The organism is Bacillus sp. CFBP9009 (genome assembly GCF_036541465.1).
In the GTDB taxonomy this organism is placed as follows: Bacteria; Bacillota; Bacilli; order Bacillales; family DSM-1321; genus Peribacillus.
Genome location: NZ_JAZHFU010000002.1, coordinates 666975 through 682633 on the forward strand (window position 1 = coordinate 666975; position 15659 = coordinate 682633).

Genomic DNA, 15659 nt, shown 5'->3' on the forward strand with positions numbered 1-15659 from the left:
GAATATCGACTCAGGTTTTTTAGATTATCACACCATACTGCTTCCGCCGAAACTGGCTGCTTTAACTTTTTTATATTGGTAAAGCATGGCAATTCTCCACGGAACGATCATCGCGAAAGCAAGTAAGAAAAACATTCCGCTCAATACACCGATTTCAATCGTGCTTCCAAGCATCAGTTTTGCCACCAGTCGAATCACCATGAGACCAATCAATATGAATATGAACGCTTTAGAGCGCAGAATATAAATTTTTTCATCTCTTACTTCAAATTTAGATGTTTTAATCAATAAGATGGAAAATAACATCCCTGCAACAATAGCCTCCAGCAATTCGTATCGAGTCACACGGAACATTGGGAAAATAAACATCAAAGCACCCGTACTCATAAACAGCGGCGGTAAGATGATTTTCTTTTCATTCACTGGTTTTTTAGTTTCCTTCATCCGTAATATGAAAACACCTATAGCCATCACAATCGCTATACCTGTTGATATATATATCATCTCTTAACCATCCCTTTAAACTAAAAATAGGTAAGTACCATTAAAAATTATATATGACTTCAATTTATAAACAAAGTATATATTACCTATTTGAGATAAACAAGGAGGTGTTATTAAATAAGCCCCTTTTGATGCTTCCAATGCCCCGCCCTCGTCAAAAGGCTTGAAGATAAAATCTTGTGCCCGGCTTCTATAGCCTTCGACAACCATATTTTTGCTGACCCATTGCAGAACACATTACAGCCTGAAATTCCTTCTTAATTTCTTAGTCAGGATTTAATTTTGATATACCGACAACTTAGTGACTGACCTTAGACCCAAAATCAACGAAATTGACACCATCAGATCTAATAGGAGGCAATCAACTAGAATATTGAAAAAATAACTTATTATGGACTAAAAACCCGTGAAGCCACCGAATAGTCTAGACAGGACTGCAATTATTTTGGTCATCCAATCAAAAAACAAAATCACACCCATTACAATCATTAAATATCCGCCAATCTTCATGATGTATTGGCTGTACTTTTTGATCCATTTCAATTTTCCGACAAAGAAGGATAATATGAAAAACGGTATGGCAAATCCTAAAATATAGGCAGTCATATAGCTCATGGCAGCACTAGGATTAGTTGCACCCAGTGAAATGACAGCACCTAACAACGGACCTGCACAAGGGGTCCATCCAGCGGCAAAGGCAAGTCCGATAAGAATGGAACCTATATATCCGCTAGGTCGGTTCTTGAATTCAAAGCGGCTGTCTTTCATCAAAGATCTCGGCTGAAAGATTCCTACAATGAATAAACCAAAAATGATAATCAGGATGGCGCCAATCTGACGAATTAATTCTTTATAATCCGAGAAGAAAGAACCTAGGTATGATGTGCTAAAACCTATTGCAATAAAAACCAGAGAAAACCCAAGAAGGAAGAATAAGGTATGCAGCATGCTTCTTCTTTGGAGCATGGCGTTCTCGGATTTGATTTCACCAACACTCATACCAGTGATATAAGATAAAAAGGCCGGGTATAGCGGTAAGCAGCATGGCGAAATAAAACTCAGGAATCCCGCCCCAAAAGCTAAAAACATATTAATATCATTCAAATAAGCTCACTCCTATGTATGTCAACCTATAAACATTGTAACAAATAAGATAAAAAAATACATTTATGGAACTGTGAATATTTCATGACAGCCAATTGCTATAAACGGAATGGGGCCACGGTTTAAATTTCAATAAGATGACTTATTTGAATTCATTAGTCCAAGCCGATATAATTGTTATATTCATACAGATTTTACAGCGAACACATAAATTAATGGTACCATGAAAAAATGTTGGGGCCAGAAAGGAAATATAATGGCTAAAAAGAATGAATTTCTCGAACAGATTGAATTAAAGAGAAATGAACTTATCAAGATTGTCGCTAAAGATGGTTTGAACTCACATGTTGCCGTTGAATACAGCCAGCAACTTGATCAATTATTAAATAAATATAATGAACTTTTTTATAAAACCGGTACAAATTTTTAACCCAGTACCTCTCCCATTGATAACCACATATGTTATTATATGATTTATTTTGCTGTCAATCTCCCCTTTTTTCATTTTTTCTCAATTTGAATACATAGGCATATCCTTTACTATATTAAAAACAGGCAAGCGCTATGAGCGCTGCCTGTTTTCCTGTTTTTTTATTTAAAATAATGCATAGAAATCATGTAGCAATATCAACATCGGATGTCGGTTCATAGTTTGTCACAACAAGAACAATAGGAGATCCAGCTAAGATGGAAGAACCGTCCGGAACAGTGATCACAAGACTTCCTACCCTAGTGGCACCTGGTGTGTAGGTTGTTAAATCCTCCATTTGCAGCACCCCATTAATAAACACCTCATATGAATTGTTTTCAGTACTTAATACAGGCAGTACAGTCGCAGGGTCTCCAGTATCAGAGAAAAAACTTGCTGGATCAATCGAAAGCGTGGTTGGGCCAGTGGATGCAGCAGTCACCTCATAAAATAATCGGGTAACCAGTGGATTCACATTGATCACCGAGGTAGCCGCTATCGCTAATTTCATTATTTTTAACGGCAAAATATTCACCTCTCTTCTCCCCGTGCTATGACTTTGCAAAAGGAATTGTATATACAATTTTCAAAAATGGTCCTCACGATAATCTGTACTTTATATAAAATGTATAAGGAGATAAGAAAAGGGGAGAGTTTTAGAAATGCACAGTAAATATTTCCGTTTTATTAAAGAAGATACAGCAATCCCGAGACCTTTGTTGTTTTTCCCTAAGTGCTCTCCCAACGAAGTTCGCACGAGGATCCCAAAAAGAATCATTTCTTATGAATTTTACGCTATTGCAAATGGCTGCCAACGGATTTATGAAGAAAAAGACGGAATAACTGACTTAGAAAATCAGATAATACTGGATCCATCAAAGGTATCCTATATGAATTTATTCATAAATGGCGTATTGCAGCCCCACGATAATTACACCGTTGAAAAAGGAAAACTTAAATTGAATACGATTGATATCCCAATAAAAGGGACACCAATCATATTGTAAATGTTCATTATTTAAATGAGCGGCCTGTTCCTAAACGATTCCTTAATTCCAGGTCGGCTCCTTCAATAAAATTGAAATTGAATTTCATATACTGATCATGAGTAAAAATTGAATAATTTACGAGTAATTGCGCGGAATTCACGAGTAAAAGTGTAAAACTCACGAGTAAATCAGCAAATTTCACGAGTAAAAGTGTGAAATTTACGAGTAAGAGTGTGAAACTCACGAGTAAACGCGTAAAACGCATGAGTAAAGTAGAATTTACGAGTAAACGCGCCAAACTCACGAGTAATTGCGCCAAACTCACGAGTAAATCAGCAAATTTCACGAGTAAAAGTGTGAAACTCACGAGTAAGATAGTTATAGCAGGAGGGCATCCGTTTGTAAAATTCATGCTGAAGCTAACCTACAGTACGATAAAGGAATGTGTTACGGTTCTGATTTATTGTTTTGCTCCAGGCTAAGTTAACCTGTTTTCTAAACCCTCCCTATTGAAATAAACCTTAAGAGATAAAATTATGTTTGACAAATCACTAAAATAATATTATCTTTAATTAAAGATAAATTAATTCGAGATAACATCCTTTTTTTAATCACAAGTCTCGAATTGAAGATATCTAAATTCAAAATAAATTCCAGGAGGAATCATAAATGATTGGTATAGGTTTATTAGTTATACGTGTAGTAATCGGTTTATCGTTTGTTGGTCATGGGGCTCAAAAATTATTTGGTTGGTTTGGCGGTCATGGCTTGAAAGGTACAGGAGGCTGGTTTGATTCGATTGGCATGAAGCCAGGAGTTACCATGGCCCTATTTGCTGGTCTATCAGAGCTTATTGGCGGAGCTTTATTTGCTTTAGGTCTCTTTACACCCTTTGCAGGTATATTAATTGCACTTACTATGCTCGTTGCAATCGTTAAAGTCCATGGACCAAATGGCTACTGGGCAACTCAAAACGGTTATGAATATAATCTTGCCATCCTTGCAGTGGCGATTGGCATAGCGTTAACGGGAGCTGGCCCATACTCACTTGATTCATTTCTATTTTAAGGAAATCGCTTGGGTTTGCTAAATCTCTACATTACGGATAACACGGAGTTGGTTTAATCCACTCCGTGTTTTTTTTGCTCAGAAATTTTTATATTGGTTATCAAAGCTTAAAACTCGAGTAATGGATACTTCGATTATAGTGTTGAGGAAATAGGAACATAGGTTGTCCCATATTTAAATAAGATGGTTTCAATATTGAAATGCAAACTACCTGTGAAATCACTGCTGTACAGTAATTTTCACAAATGAGTTGGAATAATGCCATTAAATTATAGAGTACCATCGAATCCTATTCTTTATGTTCCTCCAAAGGTAAATTTTGGATTTAAAGCAATAGTTCCTAATTTGAAATATCATGTCTAAAAACTAAGACTCATAATCAGGAAAAGTAGAGTACAGTAATAATGAGAATGATCATAACCTCATGTTTTTTTATCTCCGGTGTGTCCTCAATGAATCAAAAGAAACGCTATTTTTATAGAACTAAGTTATATATATTCCCTCAGAGACAGTTAAAGTGCTCCTATCCCATCCTGAAGATAATAGAAATCAATGGTAATTTAATTCGTTCCTATGGCTTTCAGTATACAAACAATAGATATTTAGACTCTAGTACCCCGATTGATGACATAATCATTTAGTCTCTCATAAACATTACTTCGATTTATATTTTTAACACTTGAAAATAGGAAAATCCAGTAATAAAAAGAAAAAGGGGGCAAAATAAATGAGGTTTTTATCTTTTGTGACAGTATTTTTATTTTCTTTTAGTCTTGCTGCAACAGGATTTGCCGAGAAAAATGGTACAAACGTTAGCGAAGAAAGACTGACACCAGAAGAGTTGGATTATCTTGTAAATGAAGTCGGCAATACTCAAGAAGAATCCGAGGATTTACCTGTTGAAGTTTCAAGACGATTAATTGAAGAGGAGGCTAAAGTTATAGATTCTGGATCGGAATTTATGGTTATATATGATTCAGAAGTTACTAAACCAGGGCAAATCAGCACTTTTGCATCAATTGCTGCAACAACTTTAAAAATGGGGGGAACTGTATATAAAGTAAAAAGTGATCGTTCAAAAGAAGATAAATTTTATATATACGGTAACTTTCAATGGCTAAAAACACCTTCATATACGTTAGTTGATAAAATGACGATTGGTTTCCCTTCAAGTTCAGGACTGTACCTGCCAACTAGTGGAGGGAAAGTAAAACAACACCAGCACAGATATTCTCAAGATCAACAAGGAAATGGACGTTGGATTGATTATGCAATCAAGTATTCTCCAAGTAATTGGGAACCAAGTGCTGGTGTGGCTGGTTCATATGATATAAGGGCTTCTACTAGTAAAACCAAGCATAAAGGGTATATTGGACAATATGTATATGTTCCCACATACAAAAATGGTAAAATAAACATTAAAATAACATATGGTCATAAGAGAATTTCTGGTACACCTTCTGTGTCAGTTTATCCGGCCGGTTTATCTATTACACCAAATATTACTACAGATACAAGGTCATATGCATTGACGCTGTCTTATTGATCTGTTGTTAAAATGGGGGGACCATGAGGCAAATCATTATTAATTTCATTTTCATTCTAATAATATCAGTGATCTTATTTTTTATCTTTAGCTATAATGCATCTTTAGATAGTGATTATATGTTGTCTCTTTTACTTATCATTTCTCTGCAAATATCTTTGATATTAGCTATTCTGTTAAAAAGAAGGTAACACCAGAAGAGCAACCATTAATTAATGGTTGCTCTTCTGGTGTTACCTAACGTCCTTCCTAACCTTTTTCACGCGTTCCGTAAAGAAAGCCCCTTTCCTAACCAAAATTTCCGAATGTATCTGCCGTCGAGACTTAATTGCTAGTCAATGAAAATCCTTAATCTTTCCCCTGTTTTATTTTCCGAAACAGCTTAGAAATAGAATGCTCAGTTATTCATTCTTAAGGATTCAATTTGAAAACCACTTATTAGATTCTCACTCATATAAATGTCCCTTCCATAAACATTAAAAACCCCGGATAAGGAACACTTTTATCCTTATCCGGGGTTATTTGAAAACCAGAATGCATTTTTTACTTTATTCTACCCCTGGGAACCATCCTGGAGAGTGGATGATCGCTTGCCATAATGGATCTGGAATATCAAGTTGCAGCTGATTATCTTTGTTTATTTTTGTAACGATTTCTGCTTCCCTGCCTTGTTCCACTTTTTGTACCCATTCAGGATCGATTATGATTTCACGGCCTAATGCGATTAACGGAATCCCGGATTGCAGTGCTTTGATCGCATCATCCGCTGTATAGATGGAACCAACTCCAATGACGGGAACTTGATCTTCGATACGTTCTTTAATAATTTCTATCCGAGGTCGTTCAACGTCGGCTCCCCGTCTTGCTTTCGACCAGAAATCCATTAATGAAACATGAAGATAATCCAAATCCTTCATTACAAGTCCATCAATTAATGCTAGTGTATCATCCATGGTGATTCCTGGTGTTTCCGGCTCCTCCGGTGAAAAACGATATCCTACGATGAAGGGATCCTTGGCATGTTCAGCAACAGCCTTTTTCACTTCATCCACAACCGCTAATGGAAAAGTCAGGCGCTTTTCTAGGGAACCGCCCCACTTGTCTTCACGACGGTTTGAATGAGGCGAAAAGAATTGCTGAAGCAAGTAACCATTAGCACCGTGAATTTCTACACCGTCAAATCCTGCTTCAATCGCACGTCGGGTGGTTTCACCAAAGTCGAGAATGATCGATTCTATTTCCTTTTCAGAAAGTGGACGCGGAACTGCTTTCCCTTCGCCTTCCGACGGGATATTGCTTGCGCTGACAACATCGCCATTTACTAATTCCGGTGGAACCTCTCGGCCGCCATGAAAAATCTGGAGAATTGCCTTTGCCTCTTTCGCTTTAATCGCTGATGCCAAACGACTTAGACTAGGTATCAATTCATCCTGATCTCCGCCAAATTCCCCATGAAAACCTTTTCCATTAGCCGTCACGTAAGTACATGCCGTTATAACCATGCCGACACCGCTTGACCGGCGTTCATAATAATTAACTTCTGCATCGGTAACAGTACCGTCAGAATTAGAAGAGAAATTTGTCATAGGCGCCATCACCAATCGATTTTTCAATTCTATTCCCTTTCCTAATTTGAACGATTCAAATAATGGTGTATATTTAGAATTCATTTAGTAATCCTCCATTTTGTAACCCAAAGGTTTGTATAATAAATCAAATCAGCAAACTAATTTAAATATCATGCATACTTTGCGATTAATGCCGAAATGGCTTCTTTTGGCTGGAAGCCAATAGCTTGATCTACCTTTTCTCCATCTTTGAATAGAATAAGTGCTGGTATTCCCATCACTCCATATTCGCTTGTCGTATTTGAATTTTCATCCACATTAAGTTTTACGATCTTAACCTGATCACCCATTTCCTCATCGATTTCATTAAGAACTGGGGCAATCATTTTGCACGGACCGCACCACGGTGCCCAAAAATCAACCAATACTAAACCTTCCTTGATTTCACTAGCAAAATTATCATCTGTAACATGTTCTATTGTCATGATCATTTCCTCCTTGTATTATCCGAAATATTTATGGTCTTTACTCACCATCTATTTAAAATCAAGTTTTGCGATTCTATTTCCCGGGATAAAAACCTCTGATTTCCTGGCATTCATTTTCGGATGGATTTTGATGGATTCCAATTTACCGGATAACTCCATAAACCATGTTTCATCTTTAGAAAGTAAAGCCAAATCAATTAAAGCCAAAAGATGAGTTTCGTTACTGATTTCTAGATCCGGCAGTTTTTCAGTCCATTTACTTGGAATCCAAATCGATTTCCCAACCGCTTTTTCATTGTCACTTTCCACCACATTCACTTTAACAATTTCACGATTATCGCTCACGTTTTCAACGAAACCATGGATAAGTTCTCCATCTCTTGATTTTCCCTGTACCCAATCCCCATTTTTGAACAGATTGTTTTCAACCATTTCTTTAACACCCCTTTTATGTTCATTTAATATTAAAACTATAGTTATTAACTGTATTAATAAAATATACATTTTGTGCAAAGAAAAAACTAAATCAATATCACGGACATTGTTTAATTTTTTCCAAAAAAGTGCTGAGAGTTATATCTTCCAAATATTTTTCAAAATACAATTCTGCTTCATCGAATATTTGATCCATGACTACCTGGGTATTGGAGGATATGACACATTTTTTCTCCGGATCACCTGTACACCATTTCGGTTTCAAGGTTCCATGTGAGACCGTTATATAAATATCTGCCAAACTTACCTCTTCAGGATTACAGTCTAGAATATAGCCTCCGCCCACACCTTCTTTCGTTTTTACAAATCCCTTTTTTCTTAAGCAGCTCATCATTTTCCGAATCCTTGCCGAGTTTGTACAAACGTTTTCTGCGATAGACTCACTGCTTGCCATATGATCTGGTAGATAAGCTAAATAGACCAAACTATGCACAGCTATTGTAAAATCACTATTCACTTTTGGCATCCTCCTTAAGGAGATTACTGTAATTTTAATATATACAGTTGATAAAGTCAACTCAAAAAACTCAACAGAGTCCTCAACTTTGTTGATTACATTATGATTGCAATGAAATTCCCCCCTATACACAAGGGATTGAGGGAATTTCATTCATCTAATTTTGTAAACCGATAATAATCTAATATCTGAAGGAAAACTTGATCCTGGCGATGTCGTAACCCACGTACTACCATTGGATCAAGCTAAACATGGTTACCAAGTATTCGATAAAAGGACAGACGGATGCATTAAAGTGGTGTTAAAACCGTAAGTATTATATAGAAAATTGAATGGCCAGGCACTCAAATTCAGAAACCATACATGAAATATAGTAAGTTTCTGAATTTGATGAATCCTGTGTCTTGAAAGTCTCATGAACTAGATTTCCTCTATATGAAACCTTTTATGCTCCATGATTGCCCTCTTGCTTATCCTCTAACAACACAAAAAACCCCTCTCTCTGATTTAGTTCCCACCAGAGAAAGAAGTTTCGGATTAGTAACGAAAGATAAAGCAAAAATAAGGAAAATTTATGATGAAAGATTCACTCTTCACGGTAGTTATGATTTGCTTATCTTATAATTGCTAACTTATTTTGTTTGTTGTTTATTCATGGCGCTCATCATTTGATTAATTTTCTTTTGGGATGGTTTCATACCCATTTGCATCATCATCATTTTCAGCATCTGTTCGTTAATTGGCGGATTTTTCTTTAAGTAATCCATCATGTATTTACGAGCGATGAAAAATCCCAGCACTACTCCAGCAATCAATGCCAGTACGCCAACTAGAATGTAAACCCACATACTATTTCCTCCTTCGTGTTGTCTAACATCAGTGTACTAGACCAAAGGTTATTATACAATACCCGCTACTGAAAAGTCCCCCATTTAGACAAATTTTCTTTCTTTTATCGGTTTTAACCAACCGTATTTTTCATGTTCAAAATCAATGGCCAGAAAACTCGCTTCATATTTTCGAATACTTTCAAAGAAAGCAGTCTCCGCTTCATAGTCTCCTTCAGCTTTTAGAGTAATGGAATCATGCTGAATGATTAAAACGGCTTTACTTGATCCGTTTGTTTTTTCTAAATAGTATTTTCCATTTTGAGTCCAATAATTCATCTTTTTTTGCAAACGTTGTTCAATAGCTAACTGCAACTGGATAATCGGGACTGTTTTGGTGACATATTCGATTTGTTTTTGCAAAATACTCTTCAGTCTGCCCTTTGCTTGAATATACTCCAAAAACAAATTGAAAAATAGCTTTTCTCTTCCATAATAATGATGGGCAAATTCATCTTCGATTAAATAAATTTGATAGGTTCTCATCAGCCAATGCCTCCTAGCTTTCCTATTTTGGTCACGAAAACAACTAACCACCAGGACCCTCTCCACTATTTTCCACTATTGATAACTTTCCCCTTTAACTGACACATTTAAACGAAATTTATTTATTCTCATTATATATTGACAAACTAAAAAGATATGTTGTTTGCTGGAGAAATTTTCTTCTTTTTTTGTCGAATGGAAGATTTCCCTTTAGAATAGGAGCACGCAATATAAATCAGGATTGTTTTTGATAAAAAAACTGACACCAAACTAGTTGGTGTCAGTTTTCCATTACTATTAGTTAAGCATTTCCTTAACACGAGCAACTACATTTTCTACAGTGAAACCGAATTCCTCCATGATCTTACCGCCTGGTGCAGAAGCTCCAAAATGATTGATGGCCAATATTTCACCCTCATCACCTGCATAACGATCCCAACCAAACGGTGAAGCCACTTCGATAGCTAGACGTTTTTTCACTGCCGGATTGATTACGCTTTGTTTATATTCTTTAGATTGAGTTTCAAATCGATCCCATGATGGCATGCTGATAACAGAAACATCAATTCCTTCGTTCGCTAAAGCTTTCTGTGCTTCCACAGCCAAGTTCACTTCGGATCCAGTAGCAAGAAGTAATGCATCGGCTACTTCTTTCTTAGAAGCAGAGATGATGTAAGCACCTTTTGAAACACCTTCATACGCAGTTTCGGAAGTGTCTTTAATTGTTGGCAATCCTTGACGAGTCAGTACAAGGGCAGTTGGTTTATTTGTAGACTCCATAGCCACTTTCCAGGCTGCTGCCGTTTCATTGCCATCAGCTGGACGGATTACCCCTAGGTTAGGCATTGCACGCAATGATGCCAATTGTTCGATTGGCTCATGAGTCGGTCCGTCTTCCCCTACAGCAATGCTGTCATGAGTGAATACATAGTTTACAGGCAGTCCCATTAGTGCTGCCATTCTTATGGCAGGACGTAGATAATCAGAGAATACGAAGAATGTTCCTCCGTATACTTTTAATCCACCATGAAGTGCCATTCCATTTAAAGCCGCACCCATAGCGAATTCACGTACACCGAACCATATGTTACGGCCGCTGTAATTACCAGGTAATAGATCAGTCTCACCTTTGATGGCAGTATTATTAGATCCGGCTAAATCCGCAGAACCCCCAATGAAGCTAGGGACCCGTTTGGCAATCGCATTTAGCACTTCCCCACTTGAAGCACGGGATGCTAATGTTTTACCTTCTTCATAGACCGGAATTTCCTGATCCCAATCAGCAGGCAGTTCACCTTTGATGGCCAGCTCCAATTGCTGTGCTAACTCAGGATGTGCTTCTTTGTAATTTTTGAACAATTCATTCCAAGCTTCTTCTTTTCGAGCGCCTGCATCAACAACAGCTTCATTGAAGTGTGAATACACTTCTTCCGGAACATGGAAGTCCTCTTCGAATGTCCATTTATATGCTTCTTTTGTCAATTTAAGCTCATCTGCACCAAGCGGAGCGCCGTGAACAGCGGATTTACCTGAACGGTTTGGTGAACCGTAACCAATAACCGTTTTCACTTCGATTAATGTTGGGCGTGCATCGTCGGTTTTCGCTTCTTCAATCGCTTTAGCAATTTCCTGAAGATCATTTCCATCCTCAACGCGGATATATTGCCATCCATAAGATTTGAACCGGTCTGCTACGCTTTCACTAAATGATTGACTTAAGTCGCCGTCAAGGGAAATATCATTAGAATCATATAAAACAACAAGTCTTCCGAGTTGTAGATGTCCAGCTAATGAAGCGGCTTCTGCAGAAACACCTTCCATTAAATCTCCATCTCCACAAATGCTATATGTATAATGATCGACCACATTATAAGAATCGCGGTTATAGCTTTCTGCCAAGTGACGTTCAGCCATTGCCATTCCGACTGCCATTGCGATACCTTGTCCAAGCGGCCCGGTAGTTGCATCTACACCAGCCGTATGTCCGAATTCAGGATGTCCTGGAGTTTTACTGCCCCATTGACGGAAGCTTTTCAAATCATCGATAGATAAGCCATAGCCCGATAGATGAAGAAGGCTGTATAACAGCATAGAACCATGTCCAGCTGAAAGAACAAAGCGATCTCTATTAAACCAATCTGGATTTTTTGGGTTATGGTTCATATATTCGGTCCATAGTTTATACGCCATCGGCGCTGCACCCATTGGCATACCTGGATGGCCGGAATTAGCCTTTTCAATTGCATCAATTGATAATGTACGAATCGTATTGATAGAAAGTGCATCTAATTTATCTAACATATTGTAAAAACATCCCTTCCTGTAATGTACCTCTTTATATTATAGTGACAAGCATAATATCACAACTAAAATCACTATTTACTGCCTCAACATTAAAATTTTCTAGAAATAAGAGAAGCCCCTATTTAGATTAAACTAAATAGGAGAATACATACATGCATGCACTCCCTTTTTACTCCTAAATGCTAATAGGATCCTCGTTCCATGAGAGGAATTCAAGCATTAATGTAAGTTTCTTTTTTCTTTTATATTTTTTATCTTTTGAGGAGTGACGTCATTACCTTCTGGATCAACGACTTTCACATGCTCCAACGTATCGGTCATGGACTTTCTGAATGTTTCCAAATACTCACTTCTCAATTGGGTTTGCTCTTTCGCCTCAACTTCAGTCAAACCTTCAGTCTTTGCCTTTTTAGAAAGTTCATTAATACGGGCTATTTTTTCTTTTGATAACATAATTTCGCTCCTTCATAATCTCCGGATATTGTCATGGTATTAAAAAAAAGGCGAAATTACAAGTTCTAAGATTGACTTTCCTTTTTATTCAGTTGATGTTCGAGAAAACGCCTATTCACAGTAGCCTTGGAAACATTGTATCCAAAGCCCCTTAAAGTGGCTGCGATTTCTGCAAATGTCAATCCATTGGCCCGAAGTTTAATAATTTCTTCAATAGGAATTTCCATACGGTCCCTTCCAGTGGAATTCCTTTGATTCTGAAGGTTTTTTTGAGGACGGTACCCTTTTTCAACGGCTCTTATCATCCCGCGCTTTATTTTAAGATTATGTAGTTTCCTTTGGTATTCTTCTACAATACCGACTATCTGGATGACCATGGCATCCGAATCCGATAACTCAAGCTCCCCGTCATGTGAGAGCGTATAAATTTTCACATCTTCTTTAAGGATGACATGGAAAAGGGCTATTTTGGCATTCCCTCTTCCCAGCCTTGTTTCATCCTGAATTAATAGTATTTCAGCTTCTTTAGTTTTAAATAGTTCGAGCATTTCAAAAATGCCATCCCGATTCAACTCATAACCACTTGCCTGTTCTTTTATTATGGAAATGACTTCAACATCCATCTTTTCTGCCAATTTGACTAACTCATCTTCCTGCCTTGCCAATGATGTTTCCTGTGACTCTTTTTCTGTGCTGACCCTACAATAGATTACCGCCTTCATAATACCCTACCTTCACTACTTACTGCTCACTGGCCAAATTCTGGACAAGTTCTTCCCCTTTAACCGGTATGACGATGACTTGACCAGGTTTAATTGTATCCGCCCTGACTCCATTATTCTCTTCTATCCAACCAATGAATTCTTTTTTTGTCAAATTTGCTTCTTCATATTCTTCGGCGATTCCCCATAGGGTATCACCTTCACTTACTTCTATAGAAAGGAAATCCTTTTTTGGATCATTGTTCAATGTACAAGAGAATAAAATTGAAAAGATGAATACTGATCCCGCTAATAGAATCGTATAAATATAATTTTTGTATAAATTTTTCATAAAAATCCCTCCAAAGCGAATGTTCGTTCGTATGTTATGGTCAAATTATAATACGAACGTTTGTTTCAGTCAACAACAAAATTCGAACTTATGTTTGTATAGAGTTGGGGGCCATGCTATAATGTAGCAAAGAACATTGGGGAAGAGGTGCACAAATGACTAAACTATCAAAACGGCAGCAAGATATTCTTGATTTCATTAAAGAAGAGGTCCGCCAAAAAGGGTATCCACCATCCGTACGGGAGATTGGCGAAGCAGTGGGACTTGCTTCAAGTTCAACAGTACACGGACATTTATCACGCCTGGAAAGCAAAGGCCTGATTAGACGTGACCCAACAAAGCCAAGGGCCATTGAAATAATGAATTTGGAGGAAGCGAACAATATTCCCAAAGTCAATGTCGTGAACGTGCCGTTACTTGGAAAAGTAACAGCGGGAATGCCGATAACGGCCATTGAGAACATAGAAGAATACTTTCCGCTTCCCGAAAGCATGGTTCCACACGATGACCATGTATTCATGCTGGAAATCATGGGTGAAAGTATGATCGAAGCAGGAATTCATGATGGGGATTATGTCATCGTGAAACAACAAAGCAATGCCAATAATGGAGATATCGTCGTGGCAATGACGGAAGATGATGAAGCCACTGTAAAACGATTCTTTAAGGAACCGGATTACATAAGGCTTCAGCCTGAGAACTCAAATATGGAACCAATTATTTTACGAGATGTTTCGATACTTGGAAAAGTAATAGGCTTATATAGACAAATACACTAAAAGCGCTAACCGCGCTTTTTTTGTTTGTTTAATTTATGTCCCGAATTCTCTCAATATGCATATGGAAGAGTAGATATTGATATATTTTTTAATAGAATCAAGTTTTCATGGGAATTTAAACATCCTTTATAACGGATGGAAGTTATACTATCGCCTAATATGTACATTGGTAACAATCTGATTACATAAAAAAGAGAGCTTTAACTACCGCTCCCAGTTAAAATCACTTCACTCTTAATCTTTGGTTCACTTTAATGAGGTTAAGATCGACCAAGCCATTCCACTGTTGAATCTGCACTTGTGTAGAACCGTATGCTTTTGCAAGCGCAGAGACAGTATCCCCTTTTTGGACAATATGATAAACTTCTTCAATGCTTGCATCATATTTTGTTAAATCGCTTGTTTCGATAAGGTTCACCAGTTTTTCAATATATTTGGGATCCGAGGCGTACCCCGCATCGAATATTGCTTTGAGTGCTTTTCTGTAATCTTTTTCTCCAATGACAGCTGTATAAAGACTTCTATTCCATGAAGTCCCCTTTACATATAAATTGGCAAGATCTCGAAGGCTTTCTTCCCAAGATGGGTATTTTCTGAATTTGTTCCATACTTGAACGGGCACACCATTGACATATTCCATTGTCTGAATAATGACAGACTCACCCTTGAAGTCACCTTTTGTACCGAATATATTTTTTCCTTTGCTTGCTAATAAACTTGTCCCATATCCACTCTCCAAACAAGCTTGTGCAATGACGACAGAAGGTAATATTTTAAACTCCTGTTGAATTTTCTGGGCATAGGGAGCAATTTCCTTAATAAATGTTTCCTTGCTCATTAGAACCTCCCACTAATAGGCATTACTTTATTTTTCACTGTTTATCTTCATTCTTATCGTATTCTCATCTATGAAAAAGGTTACAGCTTGTCCTGCACAAAAGGTTCCGATGTCTGGCTAATTTTTTTTATTATAGATTACTTACGTCGAGTAGTTCGCTCCGCGTTTTAT

20 protein-coding genes and 1 pseudogene are annotated in these 15659 nt (G+C 37.4%); 6 read left to right on the forward strand and 15 right to left on the reverse strand.

Translation table 11 applies throughout. The annotated features are described in order from the left end of the window. Nucleotides 1–27: 27 nt before the first annotated feature. Together V3595_RS08320 and V3595_RS08325 are read right to left on the reverse strand one after the other, a co-directional pair. Nucleotides 28–504, reverse strand: coding sequence for a CcdC family protein (locus tag V3595_RS08320; RefSeq protein WP_137018031.1), 477 nt, complete (start codon nt 502–504; stop codon nt 28–30). Between the two features lie 396 nt (nt 505–900). Then, the gene (locus tag V3595_RS08325; protein WP_485891539.1) at nt 901–1608 is read right to left on the reverse strand and encodes a cytochrome c biogenesis protein CcdA; all 708 of its coding nucleotides are present in this window, start codon (nt 1606–1608) and stop codon (nt 901–903) included. 256 nt (nt 1609–1864) lie between these two features. On the opposite strand from V3595_RS08325, the gene V3595_RS08330 reads away from it, so the two are divergent. After that, on the forward strand, nt 1865–2038 hold the full coding sequence (locus V3595_RS08330) for an aspartyl-phosphate phosphatase Spo0E family protein (protein WP_084737866.1): 174 nt from the start codon (nt 1865–1867) through the stop codon (nt 2036–2038). Nucleotides 2039–2222: 184 nt separating this feature from the next. On the opposite strand, the gene V3595_RS08335 is transcribed toward V3595_RS08330, so the two are convergent. Then, on the reverse strand, nt 2223–2588 hold the full coding sequence (locus V3595_RS08335; protein ID WP_485906511.1) for a DUF4183 domain-containing protein: 366 nt from the start codon (nt 2586–2588) through the stop codon (nt 2223–2225). 151 nt (nt 2589–2739) lie between these two features. Between V3595_RS08335 and V3595_RS08340 the strand changes: the two genes are divergently transcribed. Further along, entirely contained in the window at nt 2740–3084 is a 345-nt protein-coding gene (locus tag V3595_RS08340) for a DUF4183 domain-containing protein (RefSeq protein WP_485906513.1), read from the forward strand. A gap of 7 nt (nt 3085–3091) precedes the next feature. Here the strand turns inward: V3595_RS08340 and V3595_RS08345 are convergent, their stop codons facing one another. After that, complete coding sequence (locus V3595_RS08345) at nt 3092–3478, reverse strand: hypothetical protein (protein ID WP_485906515.1); 387 nt, start codon at nt 3476–3478, stop codon at nt 3092–3094. A 257-nt stretch (nt 3479–3735) separates the two neighbouring features. Here V3595_RS08345 and V3595_RS08350 point away from each other — a divergent pair, with 257 nt between their 5' ends. Beyond that, nucleotides 3736–4134, forward strand: a complete 399-nt coding sequence (locus tag V3595_RS08350; protein ID WP_137020082.1) for a DoxX family protein — start codon at nt 3736–3738, stop codon at nt 4132–4134. Nucleotides 4135–4861: 727 nt separating this feature from the next. Continuing rightward, a complete protein-coding gene (locus V3595_RS08355; protein ID WP_485906517.1) occupies nt 4862–5680 on the forward strand; it encodes a hypothetical protein in 819 nt (272 codons plus the stop codon). A gap of 548 nt (nt 5681–6228) precedes the next feature. Here the strand turns inward: V3595_RS08355 and V3595_RS08360 are convergent. From V3595_RS08360 to V3595_RS08375, 4 genes are all read right to left on the reverse strand, one after another. Continuing rightward, nucleotides 6229–7350, reverse strand: a complete 1122-nt coding sequence (locus V3595_RS08360; RefSeq protein ID WP_485906519.1) for an NADH-dependent flavin oxidoreductase — start codon at nt 7348–7350, stop codon at nt 6229–6231. Between the two features lie 68 nt (nt 7351–7418). Further along, nucleotides 7419–7733: a thioredoxin gene (trxA, locus tag V3595_RS08365; protein ID WP_101221652.1), complete on the reverse strand. Its 315-nt coding sequence runs from the start codon at nt 7731–7733 to the stop codon at nt 7419–7421. A 51-nt stretch (nt 7734–7784) separates the two neighbouring features. Further along, a complete protein-coding gene (locus V3595_RS08370; protein ID WP_485906520.1) occupies nt 7785–8168 on the reverse strand; it encodes an IDEAL domain-containing protein in 384 nt (127 codons plus the stop codon). Between the two features lie 100 nt (nt 8169–8268). Beyond that, the gene (locus tag V3595_RS08375; protein WP_101221650.1) at nt 8269–8688 is read right to left on the reverse strand and encodes an RrF2 family transcriptional regulator; all 420 of its coding nucleotides are present in this window, start codon (nt 8686–8688) and stop codon (nt 8269–8271) included. 178 nt (nt 8689–8866) lie between these two features. Between V3595_RS08375 and V3595_RS08380 the strand changes: the two are divergent. Then, nucleotides 8867–9001, forward strand: a pseudogene (locus V3595_RS08380) (glutathione-dependent formaldehyde dehydrogenase); the annotation flags it as partial. 319 nt (nt 9002–9320) lie between these two features. On the opposite strand, the gene V3595_RS08385 reads toward V3595_RS08380, so the two are convergent. The 6 genes from V3595_RS08385 to yneA form a co-directional block, all read right to left on the reverse strand. Then, nucleotides 9321–9536 (reverse strand): YneF family protein, encoded by a 216-nt coding sequence (locus tag V3595_RS08385; protein WP_034312934.1) that lies wholly within the window; start codon nt 9534–9536, stop codon nt 9321–9323. Between the two features lie 84 nt (nt 9537–9620). After that, the gene (gene sirA, locus V3595_RS08390) at nt 9621–10061 is read right to left on the reverse strand and encodes a sporulation inhibitor of replication protein SirA (RefSeq protein ID WP_402903384.1); all 441 of its coding nucleotides are present in this window, start codon (nt 10059–10061) and stop codon (nt 9621–9623) included. 297 nt (nt 10062–10358) lie between these two features. Continuing rightward, complete coding sequence (tkt, locus tag V3595_RS08395; protein WP_485906522.1) at nt 10359–12362, reverse strand: transketolase; 2004 nt, start codon at nt 12360–12362, stop codon at nt 10359–10361. A 222-nt stretch (nt 12363–12584) separates the two neighbouring features. Beyond that, nucleotides 12585–12818 (reverse strand): DUF896 domain-containing protein, encoded by a 234-nt coding sequence (locus V3595_RS08400; RefSeq protein ID WP_402903390.1) that lies wholly within the window; start codon nt 12816–12818, stop codon nt 12585–12587. 65 nt (nt 12819–12883) lie between these two features. Then, nucleotides 12884–13540, reverse strand: a complete 657-nt coding sequence (locus V3595_RS08405) for a YneB family resolvase-like protein (RefSeq protein ID WP_485906524.1) — start codon at nt 13538–13540, stop codon at nt 12884–12886. A 19-nt stretch (nt 13541–13559) separates the two neighbouring features. After that, nucleotides 13560–13871 (reverse strand): cell division suppressor protein YneA, encoded by a 312-nt coding sequence (yneA, locus tag V3595_RS08410; RefSeq protein WP_485906526.1) that lies wholly within the window; start codon nt 13869–13871, stop codon nt 13560–13562. Between the two features lie 155 nt (nt 13872–14026). Between yneA and lexA the strand changes: the two genes are divergently transcribed. After that, complete coding sequence (lexA, locus tag V3595_RS08415) at nt 14027–14650, forward strand: transcriptional repressor LexA (protein WP_101221643.1); 624 nt, start codon at nt 14027–14029, stop codon at nt 14648–14650. 223 nt (nt 14651–14873) lie between these two features. On the opposite strand, the gene V3595_RS08420 is transcribed toward lexA, so the two are convergent. Next, nucleotides 14874–15488: a glucosaminidase domain-containing protein gene (locus V3595_RS08420; RefSeq protein WP_241594279.1), complete on the reverse strand. Its 615-nt coding sequence runs from the start codon at nt 15486–15488 to the stop codon at nt 14874–14876. Nucleotides 15489–15659 lie beyond the last annotated feature (171 nt).